Raw genomic sequence first — 22169 nt, 5'->3', positions numbered from 1 at the left:
TTCTGATCGGCCGTCGTCGGCCTTCAACGGCCAAGTTATCTGCGGAGAAACAAGCCATCTCTAGAGAAAGATGTGTTTCTCGGCATCGATCAGCTCCTGCAGAAAATCGATGACGCAGCGTACGCGCAAGAGATCGCGCGCGCTCTCGTGATAGGTCGTCCAATAGGCGCGCCGGATGGAGACCTGCGGCAGGATACGCTCCAGTTCCGCGTATTGTCGGGCAATATAGTCGTGCAGGATGCCGATGCCCGCTCCCGTGCGCACCGCCTCCGTCTGGCCGATCGCCGTCGAGATTTCGAACCCCGCATCCCAGCTGCGCATGACTTCGCCCGAGAAATTCAATGAGGCGGTGAAGATCAGGTCCTCGACATAGCCGATGCGCGGATGCGCCTTCAGCGCCTCGATATCGTCAGGCCTGCCGTGCAGCGCCAGGTAATCCCGCGACGCATAGAGGCCGAGCGTGTAGTCGGTCAGCTTGGAGGAAACGAGCCGGCCCTGTTCCGGCCGTTCCAGCGTGATGGCGATATCCGCCTCGCGCTGCGACAGCGAGAAGGACCGCGGCACCGGCACGAGCTGGATCTTCAGGGCCGGGTGGCGCTCGATCAGCCTGCCCATGCGCGGCGCGAGAAAGGAGACGCCGAACCCGTCCGGCGCGCCGACGCGCACCGTCCCGGCGATGGCCGTGTCGGTGTGGCCGAGATTGGCCTGCGCGGCGAGCATTTCCGTCTCCATCCGCTCCGCCGAGCCGAGGAAGACCTCGCCTTCGGCCGTCAGCTCGCAGCCGTTCGTGCGGCGGATGAAAAGCCGCGTCTTCAGCGCCTCCTCCAGCGAGGTCAGCCGGCGCGAGAGCGTGGCGTGATTGAGCCCCAGCCGTTTCGACGCGGCAAGGATCTGCCCGGTACGGGCGACGGCAAGGAAAATGCGAACGTCATCCCAGTTCATGATCGGGCCAGTTCATGATCGGACCAGTTCATCCTTTAGACCGCATCGCGATCGGATCGACGTCGATCAGCGTCAGTGACGTCACCATGCCCGCCGTCTCGCGCTTGTATTTGAGGAAATGCGGTGTCTGCAGATGCGCCTCGTAGGCCTCCCTGCTGGCATAGACCTCGAGAATGCGGATGCTGCTCGGCCGCTCTCGGACGGAAACGGCATTCAGCGCAAGCACGCCATCCTCCAGCGCCACGGAAGTTTCGATCTCTTCGGCGAGCAGCACCCGATAGGCCTCGAGCCTTTCGGGATCGATCTCCAGTTCCGCCATTCTGACGACAGGTTTTCCACGCATCTCTTGACCTTCCCTTTGACTTGCCCGCGCGCCGTGCCAAGTTTTCAGGCAGGAGCGCCGGTCATCGCAGATAGAGCTATAATATGCGCACAACGGTTGCTAATTCCAGCGCATTGATTTGTGCAAATTGAAGTGCGATTGTTGCGTCATCCAGAAGATCAGGAGGAACACCCATGCGTGAGATTGGTCATTTCATCGGCGGCAAGAAGGTTGCCGGCACCAGCGGCCGCACCAGCGACGTCTTCAACCCGGCGACCGGCGAAGTACAGGCAAAGGTGGCGCTCGCAAGCGTCGAGGAACTGCGCGCCGCCGTCGCAAACGCCAAGGCCGCACAGCCGAAATGGGCCGCCACCAACCCGCAGCGCCGCGCCCGCGTCTTCTTCAAGTTCGTCGATCTCCTCAACCAGCACATGGATGAGCTTGCGACGCTGCTCTCCAGCGAGCACGGCAAGACGGTCGAGGATTCCAAGGGTGATATCGTCCGCGGCCTCGAAGTCTGCGAATTCGTCTGCGGCATTCCCCATCTTGCCAAGGGTGAGTTTACCGAAGGTGCCGGTCCGGCGATCGACATGTATTCCCTGCGTCAGCCGGTCGGCATCGGCGCCGGCATTACGCCCTTCAATTTCCCGGGCATGATCCCGATGTGGATGTTCGCCCCGGCGATCGCCTGCGGCAACGCCTTCATCCTCAAGCCTTCCGAGCGTGATCCGTCCCTGCCGATCCGCCTCGCCGAACTGATGATCGAAGCCGGTCTGCCGGCCGGCATCCTGAACGTCGTCAACGGCGACAAGACCGCGGTCGACGCAATTCTCACCGATCCCGATATCGGTGCCGTTTCCTTCGTCGGCTCCACGCCGATCGCCCGTTACGTCTATGGAACGGCTGCATCGAACGGCAAGCGTGCCCAATGCTTCGGCGGCGCCAAGAACCACATGATCATCATGCCGGATGCCGACATGGATCAGGCCGTCAACGCCCTGATGGGCGCGGGTTACGGCTCTGCCGGCGAGCGTTGCATGGCCGTCTCGGTCGCCGTTCCCGTTGGCGAGGAGACGGCAAACCGTCTCGTCGAAAAGCTGGTCCCGAAGATCGAATCCCTGCGCATCGGTCCTTACACCGACGAAAAGGCAGACATGGGGCCGGTCGTCACCAAGGATGCCTATAACCGCATCCAGGGCCTCATCGGCAAGGGCATCGAAGAGGGCGCCAAGCTCGTCGTCGACGGCCGCGACTTCAAGCTGCAGGGCTATGAAAACGGTTATTTCGTCGGCGGCTGCCTGTTCGACAACGTCACGCCGGAGATGGAAATCTACAAGACGGAAATCTTCGGGCCGGTCCTTTCGGTCGTGCGCGCCCACAATTACGAGGAAGCGCTCTCCCTGCCGATGAAGCACGAATACGGCAACGGCGTCGCGATCTTCACGCGTGACGGTGACGCGGCCCGCGATTTCGCCTCCCGCGTCAATATCGGCATGATCGGCATCAACGTTCCGATCCCGGTGCCGCTCGCCTATCATTCCTTCGGCGGCTGGAAGGCCTCGAGCTTCGGCGATCTCAACCAGCACGGCACCGATTCCATCAAGTTCTGGACCCGCACCAAGACCATCACCGCCCGCTGGCCCTCCGGCATCAAGGGCGACGCCGAATTCGTCATGCCGACGATGAAATAACGTGAAAACCACATGAATTTGCAATTTGAGGGCCGGGAGGCCCTCTTTTTGTTCGATTGCAGGTTGTTAATTCCGCTGATTTTTGCTTCTCAAATCATGTTCACGTGCAAGCTGTTCTGCGAGTGATTCCGTTATGCAGCTGCGAATGCCGGGTTTGGGGGAAATGTCATGGACTTTGGAACGGCAAAGCCTGCCGTCAATTCATTTGAGCGCGCGAAATTCAACGGTCGTGCATCGGAATATTTCGGCATCTGGATCGTCAACATTCTTCTGACGGTCATCACGCTAGGCATCTATTCGGCCTGGGCGAAGGTGCGTCGCAATCGGTATTTCTACGGCAATACCGTCCTGCTCGGCAGCAGCTTCGAATATCACGCCACCGGAAAGCAGATCTTCATCGGCCGGCTGATCGTCTTCGGACTTGTCGTGGTTCTCAACATTCTCACTACTCTCCATCCCCTGTTTGCTTTCGTCACCCTGATCCTAGTTCTGATCGCCATGCCGTGGCTGATCATGCGCGGGATCCGCTTCAACGCGCGGGTGATGAGCTACCGCAATGTCCGGTTCGATTTCGTCGGCACGGTCGGCGGCGCCTTCGCTGCCGTAATGGTGGGCGGTTTTCTGGCTGCCATTTCGCTCGGTCTGCTGGCGCCCTTCGCCAGCCGGTGGCTGAACCGTTATGTGTTCAACAATCTTCGTTACGGCGATCGCAAATTCCTTGTCGATCCCCGTATTGGATCGCTCTACCTGGCGCTTGTCATCCCGGCGATCATCACGATCATCGGCTTCGTCATTCTGGGAGTCCTGATCGCCGGAGCCGTCGCTACCCAGTCCTCCGGTAATCTGCCGGGGGCCGTGCTGGTCGGTTCGATCTACCTAGTCACATTCGGCGTCGTGATTGTCTACGCGCTTGCAGGTATCATCTATCGTGCGGCTGTCCATAACATCGTATGGTCGTCCATGGTGATCGATGGCCGTCACCGGCTGAGAAGCGATCTGTCACGTGGCCGTTATGTCTGGATCACATTGTCGAACCTGGTGGTGACGATCTGCACTTTCGGGCTGATGCGTCCGTGGGCGGTAGTGCGACTGACGCGCTATGTCGTGGAGCACACGGCAATAGCCGTCGATGGAGATATCGGCGATGTCGTCACGGCAGTCCAGCAGAGCGGTGGAGCGGTCGGCTCGGAATACATGAGCATGGAAGGCTTCGATTTTGGTTTCTGACGGCCAAACCATCGCCGGCGGCGAATGGTATCCGCCAGGTTCGAGCGGTCGCGTCATCGCGACCCTCGTCTCGTATCCCGATGGTATTTCCGCCGTCTCGGCCGAGGGAACCAGGCTTTCCAGCGGTGCGTTTGCCGGTCTGTCGATCAGCGCAAGGGTCGGCGACATTCCGCGCCGGATCAATTTCGCAGATGGCTCGCTCTTCGAAACGGCCGATAATGCGGCTATCGATGCCTTTTTGAAGAATGCCGGGCGGCGCCATGCCGGCTGGGTTCATCTGCTTGAGGAATTCCATCCGCGCATCTTCGTTTTCGCCGCACTCGTTATCCTTCTTGCCATCGGCATCTACCGCTATGCTCTTCCGCTTCTGGTCGAGATCGCCGTTCTGGTGACGCCGCCCGTCGTGCCGCAGATGATGTCGTCAGGAACGCTCAATACGCTCGATACGACCGTCCTGTCGGTAAGTGACGTGCCGCAAGCGCGCCAGACAGAAATTACCGAGCGCTTCATGCGTATTGCCGGCGCAACGAAGGAGGGGGCTGCAGGTTATGTGCTGAATTTCCGTGATGGCGGTGCGATTGGTCCCAATGCCTTTGCGCTTCCCGACGGTAATATCGTCATCACCGATCAGTTGATCGAATTCGCCGATGGCGATGATGAAATGATTTCGGGCGTTCTCGCCCACGAGATAGGCCATGTCGAATACAAGCACAGCCTTCGGCAGCTTTATCGCGCCGCCGGCATGGCGGCTCTCGTCATGTTGATCGCGGGCGACGTCGGTTCCGGGGTCGAAGACATCATGACTCAGGGCGGCGGCCTGCTGGCGCTCTCCTATTCCCGCAGCGCCGAAAGCCAGGCCGACCGGCGCTCGGTTGAGCTGATGCGGGCAAGCGGGATGGATCCGCTTGCGATCGCCCGGTTTTTCGAAGAGCTCGAGGACAGGCCTGGAGATCACTCCGGGACGAGCATGCTGTCGACCCACCCGGGAACGCCCGAGCGCCGGCAGGCTATCGTCGACTACGCCAAGAGCCTGGAAGGCCGGTAAGCCAGCGGCAATCGGCCTCAATTAAGCTGAATGTGAATTTCATATTTTGGAATTGTTCAAAACTACGAAAGCCACTATATACGCTTTGTAAAGACGATTCAGGAGATTGGCATGCGGTTGACGAAGCAGACCAACTATGCGGTTCGCATGTTGATGTATTGTGCAGCCAATGAAGGGCAGTTGAGCCGCATTCCCGAAATTGCCAGGGCATACGGCGTTTCCGAGCTCTTTCTCTTCAAGATTCTGCAGCCGCTCAACAAGGCGGGCCTTGTCGAGACGGTGCGCGGCCGCAACGGCGGCGTGCGCCTCGGCAAGCCGGCGACTGAGATCAGCCTCTTCGATGTGGTTAAGGTCACGGAAGACAGTTTCGCCATGGCGGAATGCTTTGAGGACGGTGCGATCGAATGCCCGCTGGTCGATAGCTGCGGCTTGAATTCGGCGCTGCGCAAGGCGCTGAATGCCTTTTTCGACGTGCTGACCGAATATTCGATCGACGACCTGGTCAAAGCCCGGCCGCAGATCAACTTCCTGCTCGGCCTCACCGGTGAACACGACTATCGCAAGCCTGCCGTTCCGGCGCCGGCCGCCTGAGATTGGAATATTCTGATACCGTCACGAACCATGGCCATTTTCAGTGGCCGTGGTTTTTTGTTGGTGGCTCACGGACTGTTGATATATCAGAGTGGCTTGAAACCGTTTTCAGAGCCGTTTCGCGACGCGAAATTATACCAAAAGCGACGGGAATCGGATTAAATCTGCCTCAATCTTGCAAATTTTGGCCTATTTTTGACCGAAAATTTCTAAAATTGCTTTTCTGGAAAAATTTTCTGCGGATGCCGTTGCTTTCAGCAAATAAATATCGTTCCATCGGCCCGCTGATCGGGGTAATGAGCCCCCGATCTCCAAAGATCAAAAAAGAACAAACCTGGGAAACGACATCATGAAAAAGTTCTCTGTCCTGCTCGCAGCGACAGCCCTGGCTTCGGTCATGGCCACCGCCGCGTATTCCAAGACGCTTGTCTATTGCTCCGAAGGATCGCCGGAAGGCTTCGATCCGAGCCTCTACACGGCGGGCACGACCTTCGACGCTTCTTCGCGCACGGTCTTCAGCCGCCTCGTTGAATTCAAGCATGGCGGTACGGAGATCGAGCCCGGCGTCGCCGACAGCTGGACGGTTTCCCCCGACGGCACCGAATATACGTTCAAGCTGCATCCCGGCGTGAAGTTCCAGACGACCGATTTCTTCACCCCGTCGCGTGATCTCACCGCCGACGACGTCGTCTTCTCCTTCGAGCGCCAGATCAAGTCCGACAATCCGTGGAACAAGTATGTCGAAGGCGGTTCCTACGAATACGCTGCCGGCATGGGCTTCCCCGATCTCATCAAGTCGGTCGAGAAGGTTGACGACCTGACGGTCAAGTTCACGCTCAACCATCCGGAAGCACCGTTCCTGGCCGATCTCGCCATGGACTTCGCATCCATCGTTTCCAAGGAATATGCCGACAAGCTCGCTGCCGACGGCAAAATGGCCCAGTTCAACCAGCAGCCGGTCGGCACGGGCGCCTTTACCTTCGTCGCCTACCAGCCGGATGCCGTCATCCGCTACAAGGCCAACGAAAGCTACTTCAAGGGCAAGGAAAAGATCGACGATCTCGTCTTCGCGATCACCCCTGACGCTGCCGTGCGCGCCCAGAAGCTGAAGGCCGGCGAGTGCCACCTGATCCCGTATCCGAACGCAGCCGACGTTGCCGAGCTGAAGAAGGACGCAAACCTCACGGTCATGGAACAGCCGGGCCTGAACGTCGGCTTCCTCGCCTACAACACCCAGCAGGCTCCGTTCGACAAGCCGGAAGTCCGCCGCGCGCTGAACATGGCGATCAACAAGCAGGCGATCATCGACGCCGTCTTCCAGGGCGCTGCCCAGGTTGCCAAGAACCCGATCCCGCCGACCATGTGGTCCTATAACGACAAGGTCGAGGACGACAAGTACGATCCGGAAGGCGCCAAGAAGGCTCTCGAAGCTGCCGGCGTCAAGGGCCTTTCCATGAAGGTCTGGGCAATGCCGGTTTCGCGTCCGTACATGCTGAACGCGCGTCGCGCCGCCGAACTGATCCAGGCGGACTTTGCCAAGATCGGCGTCAATGTCGAGATCGTCACCCATGAATGGGCCGAATACCTGAAGCTCTCCTCCGACACGAAGCGCGATGGCGCCGTCATCCTCGGCTGGACCGGCGACAACGGCGACCCGGACAACTTCATGGATACGCTGCTCGGCTGCGACGCTGTCGGCGGCAACAACCGCGCCCAGTGGTGCAACAAGGACTACGACGCTCTGATGACGAAGGCCAAGGAAACGGCTGACGTTGCCGAGCGCACGAAGCTCTACGAAGAAGCCCAGCTGATCTTCAAGAAGGAAGCCCCCTGGGCTCCGCTCGATCACTCGCTGGTCTTCGTTCCCGTGAGCAAGAAGGTGTCGGGCTTCCACATGGACCCGCTCGGCATTCACCGCTTCGACGGCGTTGATATCGCCGAATAAGAAAAATGATAAACTGCCCGGCTAAAACCGGGCTTGACCGGCGGTCAGGTTTCCACCTGACCGCCGGAAACTATTGGACAACCTGCTATGTTGCGATTTCTCATCGGGCGCCTCGCAGTCCTGATACCGACCTTCCTAGGCGTTTCGCTCATTGCCTTCTCGTTCATCCGCCTGCTTCCTGGCGATCCCGTCATGCTGTTGTCGGGCGAACGAACCATGGCACCCGAACGGCACGCACAGATCATGCACGATCTCGGTTTTGACCGGCCCATGTATGTGCAGTATTTCGATTATCTCGGAAAAGTGCTGCACGGCGACCTCGGCACCTCGATCGTCACTAAGCGCCCGGTTCTCGGCGAGTTCTTCACGCTCTTCCCGGCCACGCTCGAACTTTCGATCTGCGCCATCCTTGTCGCAATCCTCCTCGGTGTTCCCGCCGGCGTCTTTGCCGCGGTCAAGCGCGGGACCTGGTTCGACCAGAGCGTGATGGGTGTCGCCCTCATCGGCTATTCGATGCCGATCTTCTGGTGGGGCCTGCTGCTCATCATCTTCTTCTCCGGCTATCTTGGCTGGACGCCGGTCTCCGGCCGCATCTCGCTGATGTATTTCTTCAAGCCTGTCACCGGCTTCATGCTGATCGACAGTCTTCTCTCCGGCCAGAAGGGCGCCTTCGCCTCGGCCGTCAGCTATCTCATCCTGCCGACCGTGGTGCTTGCCACCATCCCGCTTGCCGTTATCGCCCGCCAGACGCGTTCGGCGATGCTCGAAGTGCTGGGCGAGGATTATGTGCGCACGGCCCGTTCGAAAGGTCTGGCGCCCTTGCGTGTCGTCGGCATCCATGCGCTCAGAAACGCCATGATCCCTGTCATCACCACGATCGGCCTGCAGGTCGGCGTGCTGCTTGCCGGCGCCATCCTGACCGAAACGATCTTCTCCTGGCCGGGCATCGGCAAGTGGATGGTCGATGCCGTCTTCAAGCGCGACTACGCGGTCGTCCAGGGCGGCCTTCTCCTGATCGCCGGCATCATCATGCTGGTGAATCTGCTCGTCGACCTGGCCTATGGCTTCGTCAATCCGCGTATCAGGCACTAGGAGCGGTCCATGAGCACGGTTACTGCAAAATCCGACCAGCCCTCCGCCCTCACGGAATTCTGGTATTATTTCTCGCGAAACAAGGGCGCCGTCATCGGCCTCTTCGTTTTCGTCCTCATCCTTCTGATGGCGATCTTCGCCCCGCTCGTTTCGCCGCATGCGCCGAACGAGCAGAACCGCCAGCTTCTGCTTTCCGTCCCCTTCTGGATGGATGGCGGCAGCATCTCCTATCCGCTCGGAACCGATGCCGTCGGCCGCGATATCCTGTCGCGCCTGATCTTCGGCGCCCGTTTTTCCCTGTTCATCGGTGTCGTGGTCGTCACGCTGTCGGTGGTGGCGGGCGTGCTGATCGGCCTCGTCGCCGGCTATTTCCGCGGCCGCGTCGATATCGTCATCATGCGCCTGATGGATATCATCCTGGCCTTCCCGTCGCTGCTTCTGGCCCTCGTGCTCGTTGCCGTTCTCGGTCCTGGCCTGTTGAACGCGATGATCGCGATCTCGATCGTCAACCAGCCGCATTTCGTGCGCCTGACGCGCGCCGCCGTCATGAGCGAGCGTGAAAAGGAATATGTCGTTGCCTCCCGCGTGGCGGGTGCCGGCACCTTCCGGCTGATGTTCAAGACGATCCTGCCGAACTGCCTCGGTCCGCTGATCGTTCAGGCAACGCTCGCCTTCTCCGCCGCGATCCTCGATGCAGCCGCCCTCGGCTTCCTCGGCCAGGGCGCGCAGCCGCCGACACCCGAATGGGGCACGATGCTCGCCGAAGCGCGCGAGTTCATCTCGCGCGCCTGGTGGGTCGTCACATTTCCGGGCCTTGCCATCCTCATCACCGTTCTCGCCATCAACCTGATGGGCGATGGCCTGCGTGATGCGCTCGATCCCAAGATGAAGAGGTCCTGATATGGCGCTTCTCGAAATCGAAAATCTCGTCGTCGAATTCCAGACCTCGACCGGACCTTTCCGGGCCGTCGACGGCGTTTCGCTGAAGGTCGATGCCGGCGAAGTCCTGGCGATCGTCGGCGAATCCGGTTCCGGCAAGTCGGTCTCGATGCTGGCCGCCATGGGCCTTCTGCCCTGGACGGCGAAGGTGACGGCCGACAAGATGGTCTTCGACGGGCAGAACCTGCTCGGCATGTCCGGCGCCAAGCGGCGCGAAATCATCGGCAAGGATATGTCGATGATCTTCCAGGAACCGATTGCCAGCCTCAACCCCTGCTTCACCGTCGGCTTCCAGATCGAGGAAGTGTTGAGGATCCATCTCGGCCTCAACAAGGCGGAACGCCGCAAGCGCGCGATCGAGCTCTTTCAGGCGGTCGGCATTCCCGATCCCGCCGAACGGCTCAACCACTTCCCGCACCAGATGTCGGGCGGCCAGTGCCAGCGCGTCATGATCGCCATTGCGATCGCCTGCAATCCGAAGCTCCTGATCGCCGACGAGCCGACCACCGCGCTCGACGTGACCATCCAGAAGCAGATCCTCGATCTTCTGATGCGCCTGCAGACGGAGCATCGCATGGGCCTGATCATGATCACCCACAATATGGGCGTGGTTGCCGAAACGGCCGACCGCGTGATCGTGCAGTACAAGGGCCGCAAGATGGAGGAGGCCGACGTTCTCTCCCTGTTCGAATCCCCGAAGAGCGATTATACGCGCGCCCTGCTCGCCGCCCTTCCGGAAAACGCGACGGGCGACCGGTTGCCGACCATCGGCGAACTTTTCAATCCGAACAAGACCGTGGAGGGAGCGGCCTGATGACGCCAGTCCTCGAAGCAAAGAACATCGTTCGCGACTATTACCTGCCGGGCGGCATGTTCAAGAAGGCGAGAACGGTCCATGCCGTCAAGGGCGTGAGTTTCTCCGTCGAACAGGGCAAGACGCTCGCGATCGTCGGTGAAAGCGGCTGCGGCAAGTCGACGCTTGCCCGCATCGTCACGATGATCGACCCGGCCACCTCGGGCGATCTCCTGATCGACGGCAACAAGGTCGACATCTTCAAGGGCGACCTGACGCCAGAAATCCGCCGTAAGGTGCAGATCGTTTTCCAGAATCCCTATGGATCGCTGAACCCGCGCAAGAAGATCGGCGATATCCTGATGGAGCCGCTGGTCATCAACACCAATACGCCCGCCTCCGAGCGGCGCGACCTCGCCATGGCGATGCTGCGCAAGGTCGGCCTGCAGGACGTGCATTTCAATCGTTTCCCGCACATGTTCTCGGGCGGCCAGCGCCAGCGCATCGCCATTGCCCGCGCGCTGATGCTCAAGCCCCGGCTTCTGGTTCTCGACGAACCGGTCTCCGCGCTCGACCTGTCGGTGCAGGCCCAGGTTCTGAACCTGCTCGCCGATCTGCAGGACGAACTGAACCTGACCTATGTCTTCATCAGCCACGACCTTTCGGTCGTCCGCTACATGGCAGACGACGTGATGGTGATGTATTTCGGCGAGGCGGTCGAATACGGCACGCGCGATCAGGTCTTCAACGATCCGCAGCACAACTACACCAAGACCCTGTTTGCAGCGACGCCGCGCGCGGATGTCGATACGATCAAGGCGCGCCTCGCGCGCAAGAATGCCGTTTTGTCTGCGGTCTCGTAAACCGCAGATCGTCCACGCAGCCAATATGAGCGAGATGAGCAATGACCGAGGATAGCCGAACTCTCCATGCGATCATCGTCATGGGGGTCAGCGGTTCCGGCAAATCCTCGATCGGCGAAAAGATAGCGGCAGGCCTCGGCCTGCCGTTCGCGGAAGGCGACGCCCTTCACCCGGCCTCCAACGTCGAGAAAATGTCCAAGGGCATTCCGCTCACCGACGAGGACCGCATGCCCTGGCTCGACCGCATCGGCGAGACGATGAAGGCATCGCTTGCCAGGGGCGAGGGCATCGTTGTCTCGTGTTCGGCGCTGAAGCGCATCTATCGCGACCGCCTGCGGGCGGCAGCCGGCGGCAATCTCTATTTCGTCTATCTCGAAGGCTCCAGGGCGCTGCTGACGGAGCGCATGGCCCATCGCAAGGGCCACTTCATGCCGGCCTCGCTTCTGGAAAGCCAGTTGCAGACGCTGGAAGTGCCGACAGGCGAAAGGGGCGTTGTGACGGTCGGGATCGACGACACGGTCGAGGCAATCGCGGCGCAGGCCCTGAAGGCTCTCGCCGCCCTGGCCGTTACGGATTGAACCTGTTGGGCGAATAGGCCGAGATATTGATGAACGGCGTCTCGCCGGTCATCAGCTCCGCCAGCACGCGTCCCGTCACCGGCCCGAGCGTCAGCCCGTGATGGGCATGACCGAAGGCGAACCACAGTCCCTGATGGCGTGGCGCCTTGCCGATGATCGGCATCATGTCGGGCGTGCAGGGCCGCGCACCCATCCACGGCTCCGCATCGAGCCTTTCACCCAGCGGAAATATCGTGCGCGCCACGGCTTCGGCCCGGTCCAGTTGCACCGGCGTTTTCGGTGCCTCCAGCGTTGCGAATTCGGCCCCCGTCGTCAGGCGCACGCCACGGTTCATCGGCGCCAGGAAATAGCCGCGCTCGGAATCGAGCGTCCAGTTGTTGAGCACCGCATTGCCCTCGACGCCGTAATGCATGTGATAGCCGCGCTTGACGCCGAGCGGGAAGGAATAGCCGAGGCGGCGCGTCGCAACCGCTGCCCAGGGGCCGAGCGCCAGCACCACGTCATCGGCCTCCATCGAGCCTTCCGCCGTCATGATCCTCCAGCCGGAGCCGGCCTGCCCGAGCGAAGCCGCATCCCCGGTCACGAAGCGGCCGCCGAGGCTTTCGAAATAGGTGCGGTAGGCGCGCGTCAGCGCATGCGGGTCGAGCACGGACCAGGGGTCGATCCAGCGCAACCCGCCTACGAATTTCCCCATGATGTTCGGTTCGAGACGGGCGATATCGGCGGAATCCAGTCTTTCGTAGCCGACGCCGAACTGGTCCTTCCACTGGGCGGCTTCCGCAAAGGCTTCGTCGCGCTTGGCCTCGGTGCGGAAGATCTTCATCCAGCCGTCCCTGCGGATCAGCGCTTGCGCCTGCGAGGCCTCGATCAGGTCCTTGTGCTCGATGATCGAGTTTTCGATCAGCGGCGCATAGGCTCTGGTGATCATCGCATGCCGTTTCGGATTGGAGTTCCACCAGTAGCGGGCCAGAAACGCCAGCTGGCTCGGCAGCGCCTTCAGGTGATAATGCGCATCGATGCGGTTGTTCAGCGCATAGCGCAGCAGAAGGCCGATCTGCTGGGGAAAGCCGTAGGGCATGACGCCTTCGCGCTGGATCAGGCCGGCATTGCCGAAGGAGGTTTCGTTGCCCGGCTCCTTGCGGTCGACCAGTGTCACCTGCCGGCCGCGGCGTTGAAGATGGATGGCCGTCGAAACCCCGACGATACCGGCGCCGAGCACGATTGCGTTTTTCGTCATTTTCCCCTGCATTCCGCTGTGTTTTTAAAGCCTAAAATGCCCATCTGAATGCTGCGGCGCAAACGAAAAATCGCATTTCATTTCAAAATCATTGCGCTCTTCAGTGCGGCATTTTCAGCCCTGATGCGGATCGTCAGGATGATGGCGTTGAGCAGCGAAAACACGAGCGCGTAGAGCGGCATGCCGAAGGCGAGCGGCAGGGCCGCGATCTCTCCGATCACGATCATGTAATTCGGATGTTTGAGGAAGCGGTAGGGGCCGTTTTTGACAAGCGGCGCGCCCGGCAGGATGATGATGCGCGTCGTCCAGCGCTCGCCAAGCGTGAACAGCACCCATAGCCGCAGCACCTGCAGCAGCATGAACAGGCCGAACCAGACAGGCTGGATCGGTTGCCCCGCCGCCAGCATCCAGAGCCCGGCGAGCCAGCCCGTATGCAGCGCCACCATATAGGGATAGTGCTCGGGCGCGATCTCGCGCGCCCCCTTGGCAAAAAGCGCCATCGTGTTGCGGCGCGCGATCGCCAGTTCCGAGAGCCGCTGGGCGGTCACGAAGGTCAGCAGCGCGATGGACGGCCACATCATGCGACCCTCCGCAGCGTCACGCAGCTTGCCGTGAAGCCCGGCCCCATGGCGACCATTGCTGCCCGGTCCGGCAGGCCGGCACGGATGGCCCGCTCCAGGACGAAGAGCACGGTCGGCGAGGACATATTGCCATAGTCGGCAAGCACCGACCGCTCGATGTCGAGCGTGTCCGATTCCATGGAAAGTGCACTCTCCATCGCCGCCAGCACCTTGGTGCCGCCGGGATGGCAGATGAACCGGCCGATATCGCTGCGCTTGAGCCCGCTGCGCGCCAGAATGCCGTCGATTGCCGGCCCGAGTTCCCTTTCCGCAAAAGGGGGCAGCGATTGCGCCAGCAGGATGCCGAGGCCGGTATCATCGATTTTCCAGCCCATGATGTCGAGCGTGTCGGGAAACAGGTGATCGCCGGCCGATTCCACCGCCGCCATGCCCCCGTCGCCCGATCGCAGCACGCAGGCTGCGGCCCCGTCGCCGAAAAGCGCCGTCGCGATGATGTTCGGTTTCGTCAGTTCGTCCAGACGGAAGGCGAGCGTGCAGAGTTCGATGGCGACGAAGAGCACGACGGCGCCGGGGCGGCTGCGTGCCAGCCGCGAGGCGATGCCGAAGCCGGATACGCCGGCAGCGCAGCCGAGCCCGAAGACCGGCACGCGCTCGATATCGGCGCGAAAACCGAGCCGGCCCGCCAGCCGTGCGTCGAGGCTCGGCGTGGTGATGCCGGTGGAAGAAACGCTGACGATGCAATCGACCTCGCCGGCCGTCAGCCCCGCTTGTTCGAGCGCGCGGGTTGCTGCCGTCGCGAACAGCGAACCGGCGACTTCCTCAAACGCCTCCATCCTGTCCTGCCAGCCATGCGTCTCCTCGAACCACGAGAGGGGACGGGCGCTATGACGCTTTTCGATGCCGGCATTGGCAAAGACGCGCGCGAGATGGCGGAATTCCTTATAGCGGTCGGCAAAAAGGCGGGCAGAGGCTTCGGCCGCCTCGGTCTGGGGAATGATATGTTCGGGCACTGCGGTGACGAGACTTAAGAGTCTGACGGATTGCAACACGATATTCTCCTTGTCGTTCCCGGCGGAACGAGCGGAAAACACGCTGGCTGAAAGGTTTATTCGGTGCGGCTCTCTTCAAGAAGACGTGATCGCAAAAAAGCACAACGCCGCCGAATAAAGCCCGATGCAGCGGTGTTCACTCCTCGCAACGTCATTTTCTGAGGAGTTTTCCAATGACGACCAAGACTGTCCGCATCGCTACCCTCGTGCTCGGCAGCTGCATTGCCGCCTCCGTCTTTTCCGGCCCTGTCTTCGCAATCGGCGATGATAGCAGCACCATGCCGGTCTGCAAGAAGGGCGAAATCTACGACAAGAAGGCCAAGAAATGCGTCAAGCAGCAGAGCGCCAACGTGACGGATGAAAACCGCACCGACTACGCCTATTCGCTTGCCAAGGCCGGCCGCTTTGAAGAAGCGCTCGCCATGCTCGACACCGTCAAGGACAGGAACAATGCCGAATGGCTGAATTATCGCGGTTACGCCACCCGCAAGCTTGGCCGCACGGATGAGGGCATCTCCTACTATCTGCAGTCGGTGAAGCTCGATCCGCACTATGCCAAGGTTCGCGAATATCTCGGCGAAGCCTATGTCGTCAAAGGTGAGCTCACCCTCGCCAAGGAGCAGCTGACGACGATCAAGGCGATCTGCGGCACCGGCTGCGAGGAATATCAGGACCTCAACGCCGCCATCCTCGATCCGTCGAAGATCTGAGTTGGCAGCCGGCAGGAGAGAGGCAGAGTTGATTGAAGGATATTTCCGGATGTCGGTCGCACACACCGCATTTCCTGCCTATAGTCACGCCCGAACGGAATCGCCGGCGCCGCCGGCGGTTCCCAGACAACAGATACGCGCGGAGGCGGCCATCGCGAGCGAGGCGGATATCAGGAGAGGCCTGACGGAACATCTGTCCCGTCTCTGGCGCTACGGCCTCGTCCTTTCGCACCAGCGCGATGTGGCCGACGATCTCGTGCAGGCGACATGCCTTCGCGCGCTGGAAAGGGCCGAGCAGTTCGTGGCCGGCACCAGGCTCGACCGCTGGCTGTTTTCGATCCTGCATTCGATCTGGCTGAACGAGATCCGTGCGCGGCGCGTGCGCCAGGGCCAGGGCTTCGTCGACGCGGATGAAACGCTGACCTTCGACGGCGCCCGCGACACCGAAACGCATGTCATGGCCAACCAGGTCTTGAAACAGGTGAACGCGCTGCCGGAGGCGCAGCGTTCGGCGGTTTTCCTCGCCTATGTGGAAGGGCTTTCCTATCGCGAGGTCGCCGCCATACTGGATGTTCCGATCGGCACCGTGATGAGCCGGCTGGCAGCCGCCCGCGCGAAGCTCTCCGAGACCGTATCGGCAGGGGGATTTGAATGAGCACGAAGCACATAATGCCCTCCGACGAGGAACTGACCGCCTTCATCGACGGTGAGCTTGGCCCCGAAGACACAGCCCGCATCGAGGCGCTGATCGGCACTGACGAAGCCGTGGCCGAGCGGCTGGAATTCCTGGCCCGCGCCGACCTGCCGTACAGGGAAGCCTTTGCGCCGCTGCTCGACGCCGCCCCGCAGGCGAAGCTCGAATCCATGCTGTCGGCCATTCCGGTCCCGCAGCCGGCAAGGCCGGCGGTCTTTGCCAGCCGCCGCGGTTTCCTCGGCGCGCTTGCCGCTTCGCTCGTTGTCGGCATTGCCGTCGATCGCGCCGTGATCGGCCTCGGCACCAGGCTTTCGGGCAGGGACGAAAACGGCGAATGGCGCGCCGTCGTCGCCGAATATATCTCGCTCTATACGCCGGAAACCTTGGCCGGTCCCGTACCATCGGCTGAAGTGCAGGCAACCCAGCTTGCCCGCCTCGACACCACGCTCGGCCTGCAGCTCTCGCCGGAACAGGTCGCCTTGCCGGATGTCGATTTCAAGCGCGCGCAGATCCTGCAATATGACGGCAAGCCGCTGGCCCAGATCGCCTATCTCGACCCGGAGACCGGCCCCATGGCGCTCTGCATCGTCGCCTCCGGTGCCGGTCCCAAGGCGCCCGATATAGAGGGCCGCAAGGGCATGAATGTCGTCTACTGGTCGAGCGCCACCCACGCCTTCATGCTCATCGGCCACGCGCCCGTCGACCGGATGACCGAGATCGCCGACGCGGTACGAAGCAAGATTTCCGTCTAGCCATGACGAGAGGGGCCATGCCCCGATCCGTCAGTTCACGGCGCTCGCAAGCCGAAAGCCTGCCTGCGACATGCTTCCGGCTGCGGCCGGCGGCTCGGCATTCACCTGGATGATGCCGGATGCTTTCGGCTTGAAGGCCGGGTGAGGCGCCTTCGCGGGCAGAGGCGCGCTCGCCGCCTTGCCTGGCGAGCAATTGCCTGACGTGCTGCTCTCGACATGCGGCTTGCCGTTACCGGTGCTGAAGTAGCGGAGGCTGCGCGTGCACACGCCGTCGCCGGATATGGTCGAGACCATCGAATAGCCCTGCACGCCGACAGGAAGCCCGGTGATCGTTACCGGATCGCGAGGCGGGGCCTGCATCATCGTGTCGGCCTGTTGCAGCATGGCGGCAGCCTCGCGATCCATCGCTGCGGATATGCGGTCCAGATCGGCAAAGGGCGCCGCAGGCCAGAACGGATCGAAGAGGCCGGGCGCCGGATCCGGCTCGCCGTCGATACGGATCTGCGGCACCTGGTTGCCGGCATAGCGGATGCGCTCGAGCGAGCCATCGGGCAGGCGCACGACGAGCATATGGGTATCGGTGGATTTATGGGAGACGGTCTGGGCTGCCGAGGGGCCGGCAAAGCCTGCGGCGGCAATGACGGCAGCGCCCATGAGAGATGCGATACGACGTTTTTGCACAATGACCTCCTGAAAGGGGAAGAGCACCATCCAACAGCCCGCCTCGATAAGGGCGGCGGGCGAAATGGATGATCATTGCGGCGGAGGCCGTATTTGTGGCGCGCTGCTGCGGCGTGGCGACGCAGAATGCGGGGTTTGCAAGCAGGTCGCGCAAAAGTGTTTAGCGGTTTTGCGGCAAAGGCCTGCGTGGAATGAGAGCAGGCCGCGCAAAAGTGTTCAGCGGTTTCGCGGCCAAGGCCTGCGTGAGAAAGCGAAGGCGTGCCGACCGATCCGGGGGATCGCGACAGGATTCAGAACGGCTGGGTCTTGTCGGAAACCGGTCTGGCCTGATTGGCAGGCACGAGCCGGTTCAGGCAATTGACATAGGTCGTATACATCTGCTGGAGCCGCGACAGCGGCACCACCCACTTCTCTTCATTTCCCGAAAAATCGAGCTCCATGTCCGGCGTGCCGACAAAGGAGTTCTTGAGGATCTTTTTGATCTGCGCGACACCGGTCTTGCCGTCGGCCGGCAGAATGCGAAGCGTCTTGCCGTCGAAGGCTTCGGCGGCAACAGCCTTGGTGCCGGAATAGCCGACGAGCGTTACCTTGGTCGCAGTACCTGCCGGGATATCCCAGCCGTCTTTCGAGACCAGCCACATGACGCTGTCGAGGCTCTGCCGGAATTCGACCGTCTTTCCAAGCTCGTCGTCCCAGACCAGCCGGCAATAGGACGGCTTCTCGCCGACAAACCCGACCGCCCATTGCCGGGCTTCGCCCATCCATTCCGTCTCGCCCGGCACCGCTTCGCTCCGGGCCGCCACCGGGACGAGAAGTGCCGCCAGCAATATCGCAGAAAAGGTCTTCATGGCTCGAATCGCCTCCAGGAGTTGGGCTGATTCTAGCGGCGGAAAGTTGAGGTTTTGCTACCGGGCGGCCGCCGGCACGGGTTGCCGGCACGCTAAAATGATCCATCTCGCCGCGCGCTCGTTTCGACGACCGGCGGTGCCGATCGCAGCGCGTGCAGAAAATCCTGCGCACTGACGGGCTCGAGAGCGCCGGCAACCTCTCTGAAATACGGCATCGTTTCCCAAAAGCCTCTGTCCCCGACGATATGAAAACGTCGCTGGGCGCGTGTCAGTGCCACGTTCAGCAGGTTGGGCTTCGAAGAAGCCCAGGCGGCAGCGCCGGCATGCTCCCTGTCGGCGCCGAGCACCATGAAGACGGTGTCCCTTTCCTTGCCCTGGAAAGTATGAACAGTCCCGATCCTGTCCTTCAGCCACTTCTTCAGTTGCGGAGGCGAGGTGCGGGAGCCGGCCGCATCGATCCACACAGCCCTTTCCAGCGCCGTCTTCAGCGCATTCTTGATCTCCTTGAACGGGGAAATGACGTAGAGGTCCGGCAGCACCCCGTCCCGGCGGTAGGTTGCGGTCAGGACATCGACGACGAAGTCGATCTGTTCGGGAACACGCTGCCGGCCGACAACCTTGCCCCTGACGTCGATCCAGACGCTGTCGCCATAAAAGGGCCAAGCGTCACCGGCCGGCTGCCGCTCCTTCAATCCGAATACCATCTTGTCCCGATAGGCGATCCGATTGGCGATGGAGAACATCGGGTCGATGCAGCGGCGATGCACTCGGAGCGGGCTGCCGATCCAAAGCCCATTGCCATCCTCCGACGGCAAGGCCGTTCCATAGCGGTTTGCCGCGTCGGCAAGTGTTTGCACGGATACATGGTTGGGCGAATAGGTCTCCGTCCTTGTGTGCGGCGACAGGCGGCAGAGTGACCGAATGAGGGCGCCGGGCAGGGTGAAGACCGGCTCGATCTGCAGGGGGTCGCCGATCGCCATCAGGCGGCGTGCGCGCATCAGGGCGCCGACGGCAGCCTGCGGCACGGCCTGACCAGCCTCATCGACGAAGACCCAGCCGATCGAAGCCGGTCCGAGACCGGCGAACTGACGGGCAAGCGAGGCAAACGTCGTCGAAATGACGGGAACGATCATGAAGAGGCTCTGCCATATGGGCAGGACGTCGGCGGCGTCGTCAGGAACATTTCCCGAAAGCAGCTTCGTGATCGCCACGATATTTCCGCCGAAACCTCCGCCCGGCTTGCTGACCTCCGCCAGCCATGCCTCATGCAGTGTCAATGCCTCTTCCAGCAAGGTGGAGCGCAGGTCGGCCAGCCTGTCGGAGTGCCAGAGCCCCTCGATCTGCAAACGGTCGGTTTCCAGATCGTCGAGGTCTACGGGCAGGGCCGGCCCGCCCAACCTCTGCCGCAACTCTTCGAACCTTGCGGATTTTTCATCCCAGGCTTTCTGTCTGGCGTTCAGGTCCCTTTTGGCCCGCTCGCGCTCCTGCAGAGCCTTCTCCAGGGCGGGCCGGTGCTTACCCGCAAGTTCTCGTTCGCAGCCGCCGAGCGTCCGGCGCAGCGCGATCTGCTCCCGGGCGTTCGACTTGATATTTTTCCTGTGCTCCTGGTTGTCGCTGCTGGGCAGCATCCTTTTCCACCAGGCCGGCGTCGAACGGTCGAGAAGCCGCTCCTCTTCCTTGAGCCGGGCCAATTCGGCGCGGATGGCAAGGAGCTGAGACTCGGCTGCGGCATACCGATCCTGAGCCAGCAGAACCGCGGCCTCCGCAGTTTCCACGGCCCTACGCGCCGGGCCACAGAAGGCATCGGGGGAAGTCGTGGCGATTTCACCATGGAGATCGGCAAGCTGCCCGTATTCGTCGATCATCGAGCGAACCGCCTCGTCGGCGTCGCGAAAACGACGGCCTGCTTCGGCAAATGTCGGTCCGCTGTAACTGGTCCGCCACTCCCAGATCGTCTGCGGCATGTCCGGGCCGGACCAGCCGGGCTTCGCCTTGTCCTTGTCTTTGGCCGGCATGAAGGCGAAGCGCTCCTTGAACGCACGCCGGTTCCCGCTCTTTCCGAGCGCGCAGGCGATCAGTCCCCATGGGCGGGTTTCATCGTCAAGGGCGGTGAAGCTGCCATTGTCTTTCTGTGCGGCGATCTTGTGGGCAACGGTCTGCAAATAGCCGAACGACTTGCCTTTCGTGATCGAGCTTTGCTTCGGAAGGTCGCGCGATATGTTCTCGACCGCCGTGTTGTTGGAGGAGGCGACGACCATTTCGAAGCCGGTAAGGCCGGTATCCAGGTTCGATATCGACGCCTCGCTGCCATCCCTGAAACGGATCTTTCGCGATGCGTCGTCAAAGGCATCCCGCGCCGTCCTCAATGTAGCGAGGGCGCGCGCCCGCCGCACGATATTGTCCGCGAATATGTCGCGCAGCAGCGTCGTTTTGCCGGTTCCAGGAGGGCCGTTGACGGAAAACAGCCCCGTGTCCGAGAGGGTTTCCAGGGCGGTATTGATTGCGAATTGCTGCATCAGGCTCATGGCATGATGGGTTTCCGCGAGCCAGCGTCCGGTATTGAGGTTCCGCGGATGCAGCGACCGGATGAGGGCGCGGCGGCCCGCTTCCGTGTAGAGGTCGATCCGCGCACCGGGCGCAAGCGGCGTCAAGTATCGCCTCAGCGGTTCGGGCACGGCGCCGCTGCGAACGCAGTCCATCGCCCGCTCGATATCCTCGATGAAGAAACTGTTCAAAATCCCGATTTCCTGGTCGGGCGTGATGTCTTCTTCGTCATGGTCGTCGTCGCCGGCCGCGCCGTGCTCCGGCGGCGCAGGCAGGAGCTTTACCGTCGGTTTCGACGGCTTGTCCCTATAGCGGATTTCGACAAGCGCGATCGGCTTGCCGCTATCGGGCACGAAGCCGGCCCATTCGCACAGCAAAGCATGAAGAGCAAGAATCTCAGCCGGCGCGAGCGGCTGGTTGTCGCCTTCCTCGGAAGGCTGATGGGACAGGCGGCGCTGGGCCTGGAAATTTCCAAGCAATTCCTGCAGGCGCTTTTTGCCATCGGCGAATGCTTCCGAACTGAGGGCCGCAAGCCCATGTTCGCGGATTTGCCCAAGTGCCCAGGGCAGAGTCGAGATGGAAAACGTCTGGAAAATCGGATTGCCGTGCGGATCGAGCTCCAGGCTTGCAAAGCAGGTGTCTCCATCCAGGTCGCCTCGCTCCGCATCCTCGAAGTCCGCCATGCCGCCCGCAGGGCTGGCAAAGTTCCTGCTGGCCCTCGTCGTCTCCGATTTGCTGAAAACGCCAAGGAATAGCGTAAGCCCGGTGATCTCCTTGTGCTCGGGGACGACAGGCCGTCGCACGGCGGCACTGTCATCCTCGAGCGTTTCGGCATGCAGCCAAAACGCCGTCCTGTTTTCATCGCCCGCCGCCCGCCTGGAGAGATCGTAAGGGATGAAGAATTCGATCTTGTGCCAGAGGTCCAGGATCGCCAGCAGCCGCTCGCCTTCGCTACCTGTGGGAATCTGCATGGCGTCTCTCTGAGCGGATATATTCGCTAGGTTTTCTATCAACGATGACCCGTCCGGAAAAGCCGGCAATGTTG

At 61.5% G+C, this 22169-nt stretch carries 21 protein-coding genes; 13 read left to right on the top strand and 8 right to left on the bottom strand.

Annotated elements, in window-relative coordinates; all coding sequences use genetic code 11:
* Positions 1–60 precede the first annotated feature (60 nt).
* Both ACU8HS_RS05435 and ACU8HS_RS05430 read right to left on the bottom strand, forming a co-directional pair.
* Positions 61–942: a LysR family transcriptional regulator gene (locus tag ACU8HS_RS05435; RefSeq protein WP_112570890.1), complete on the bottom strand. Its 882-nt coding sequence runs from the start codon at positions 940–942 to the stop codon at positions 61–63.
* 28 nt (positions 943–970) lie between these two features.
* Positions 971–1285, bottom strand: a complete 315-nt coding sequence (locus ACU8HS_RS05430) for a putative quinol monooxygenase (protein WP_113413104.1) — start codon at positions 1283–1285, stop codon at positions 971–973.
* A gap of 173 nt (positions 1286–1458) precedes the next feature.
* On the opposite strand from ACU8HS_RS05430, the gene ACU8HS_RS05425 reads away from it, so the two are divergent.
* The 10 genes from ACU8HS_RS05425 (at position 1459) to ACU8HS_RS05380 (ending at position 12028) form a co-directional block, all read left to right on the top strand.
* The gene (locus tag ACU8HS_RS05425) at positions 1459–2955 is read left to right on the top strand and encodes a CoA-acylating methylmalonate-semialdehyde dehydrogenase (protein WP_112570894.1); all 1497 of its coding nucleotides are present in this window, start codon (positions 1459–1461) and stop codon (positions 2953–2955) included.
* Positions 2956–3123: 168 nt separating this feature from the next.
* On the top strand, positions 3124–4182 hold the full coding sequence (locus tag ACU8HS_RS05420) for a YjgN family protein (RefSeq protein ID WP_447015526.1): 1059 nt from the start codon (positions 3124–3126) through the stop codon (positions 4180–4182).
* A complete protein-coding gene (locus tag ACU8HS_RS05415) occupies positions 4172–5227 on the top strand; it encodes a M48 family metallopeptidase (protein WP_447015525.1) in 1056 nt (351 codons plus the stop codon). Before ACU8HS_RS05420 ends, ACU8HS_RS05415 begins: the two co-directional genes overlap by 11 nt.
* 111 nt (positions 5228–5338) lie before the next feature.
* Positions 5339–5818 (top strand): iron-responsive transcriptional regulator RirA, encoded by a 480-nt coding sequence (gene rirA, locus ACU8HS_RS05410; protein WP_112570900.1) that lies wholly within the window; start codon positions 5339–5341, stop codon positions 5816–5818.
* A gap of 349 nt (positions 5819–6167) precedes the next feature.
* Entirely contained in the window at positions 6168–7763 is a 1596-nt protein-coding gene (locus tag ACU8HS_RS05405) for an ABC transporter substrate-binding protein (RefSeq protein ID WP_112570902.1), read from the top strand.
* An 87-nt stretch (positions 7764–7850) separates the two neighbouring features.
* Complete coding sequence (locus tag ACU8HS_RS05400; RefSeq protein WP_112570904.1) at positions 7851–8855, top strand: ABC transporter permease subunit; 1005 nt, start codon at positions 7851–7853, stop codon at positions 8853–8855.
* A 9-nt stretch (positions 8856–8864) separates the two neighbouring features.
* Positions 8865–9755: an ABC transporter permease subunit gene (locus ACU8HS_RS05395; RefSeq protein WP_112570906.1), complete on the top strand. Its 891-nt coding sequence runs from the start codon at positions 8865–8867 to the stop codon at positions 9753–9755.
* Between the two features lies 1 nt (position 9756).
* Positions 9757–10608 (top strand): ABC transporter ATP-binding protein, encoded by an 852-nt coding sequence (locus ACU8HS_RS05390; protein WP_112706108.1) that lies wholly within the window; start codon positions 9757–9759, stop codon positions 10606–10608.
* Positions 10608–11450: a dipeptide ABC transporter ATP-binding protein gene (locus ACU8HS_RS05385; RefSeq protein WP_112706109.1), complete on the top strand. Its 843-nt coding sequence runs from the start codon at positions 10608–10610 to the stop codon at positions 11448–11450. Before ACU8HS_RS05390 ends, ACU8HS_RS05385 begins: the two co-directional genes overlap by 1 nt.
* Before the next feature lie 41 nt (positions 11451–11491).
* Entirely contained in the window at positions 11492–12028 is a 537-nt protein-coding gene (locus ACU8HS_RS05380) for a gluconokinase (RefSeq protein ID WP_447015524.1), read from the top strand.
* Here the strand turns inward: ACU8HS_RS05380 and ACU8HS_RS05375 are convergent.
* The 3 genes from ACU8HS_RS05375 to ACU8HS_RS05365 all read right to left on the bottom strand — a co-directional run bounded on the left by ACU8HS_RS05375 (position 12018) and on the right by ACU8HS_RS05365 (position 14895).
* Entirely contained in the window at positions 12018–13265 is a 1248-nt protein-coding gene (locus ACU8HS_RS05375) for an NAD(P)/FAD-dependent oxidoreductase (RefSeq protein WP_112754827.1), read from the bottom strand. The genes ACU8HS_RS05380 and ACU8HS_RS05375 overlap by 11 nt on opposite strands.
* A gap of 77 nt (positions 13266–13342) precedes the next feature.
* Positions 13343–13846 (bottom strand): isoprenylcysteine carboxyl methyltransferase family protein, encoded by a 504-nt coding sequence (locus ACU8HS_RS05370; protein ID WP_447015523.1) that lies wholly within the window; start codon positions 13844–13846, stop codon positions 13343–13345.
* Positions 13843–14895, bottom strand: a complete 1053-nt coding sequence (locus ACU8HS_RS05365; RefSeq protein WP_112571051.1) for a type III polyketide synthase — start codon at positions 14893–14895, stop codon at positions 13843–13845. The genes ACU8HS_RS05370 and ACU8HS_RS05365 overlap by 4 nt, the downstream gene beginning before the upstream one ends.
* 173 nt (positions 14896–15068) lie before the next feature.
* Between ACU8HS_RS05365 and ACU8HS_RS05360 the strand changes: the two genes are divergently transcribed.
* From ACU8HS_RS05360 to ACU8HS_RS05350, 3 genes are read left to right on the top strand one after another with little or no spacing between them, the layout of a single operon-like run.
* The gene (locus ACU8HS_RS05360; RefSeq protein ID WP_112754831.1) at positions 15069–15605 is read left to right on the top strand and encodes a tetratricopeptide repeat protein; all 537 of its coding nucleotides are present in this window, start codon (positions 15069–15071) and stop codon (positions 15603–15605) included.
* A 49-nt stretch (positions 15606–15654) separates the two neighbouring features.
* Positions 15655–16260: an RNA polymerase sigma factor gene (locus ACU8HS_RS05355; RefSeq protein ID WP_112754833.1), complete on the top strand. Its 606-nt coding sequence runs from the start codon at positions 15655–15657 to the stop codon at positions 16258–16260.
* Entirely contained in the window at positions 16257–17051 is a 795-nt protein-coding gene (locus tag ACU8HS_RS05350; protein WP_112754965.1) for an anti-sigma factor, read from the top strand. The genes ACU8HS_RS05355 and ACU8HS_RS05350 overlap by 4 nt, the downstream gene beginning before the upstream one ends.
* A 30-nt stretch (positions 17052–17081) precedes the next feature.
* On the opposite strand, the gene ACU8HS_RS05345 is transcribed toward ACU8HS_RS05350, so the two are convergent.
* From ACU8HS_RS05345 to ACU8HS_RS05335, 3 genes are all read right to left on the bottom strand, one after another.
* Positions 17082–17732, bottom strand: coding sequence for a hypothetical protein (locus tag ACU8HS_RS05345; protein WP_447015522.1), 651 nt, complete (start codon positions 17730–17732; stop codon positions 17082–17084).
* Between the two features lie 290 nt (positions 17733–18022).
* Complete coding sequence (locus ACU8HS_RS05340; RefSeq protein ID WP_112706116.1) at positions 18023–18580, bottom strand: hypothetical protein; 558 nt, start codon at positions 18578–18580, stop codon at positions 18023–18025.
* Between the two features lie 92 nt (positions 18581–18672).
* Complete coding sequence (locus ACU8HS_RS05335; RefSeq protein WP_447015521.1) at positions 18673–22095, bottom strand: DEAD/DEAH box helicase; 3423 nt, start codon at positions 22093–22095, stop codon at positions 18673–18675.
* Positions 22096–22169 lie beyond the last annotated feature (74 nt).

It is taken from the genome of Rhizobium sp. KDH_Rht_773_N (assembly GCF_052946295.1).
The sequence above is the reverse complement of the archived record's forward strand: the minus strand, read 5'-3'. Positions and strand labels throughout refer to the sequence as shown.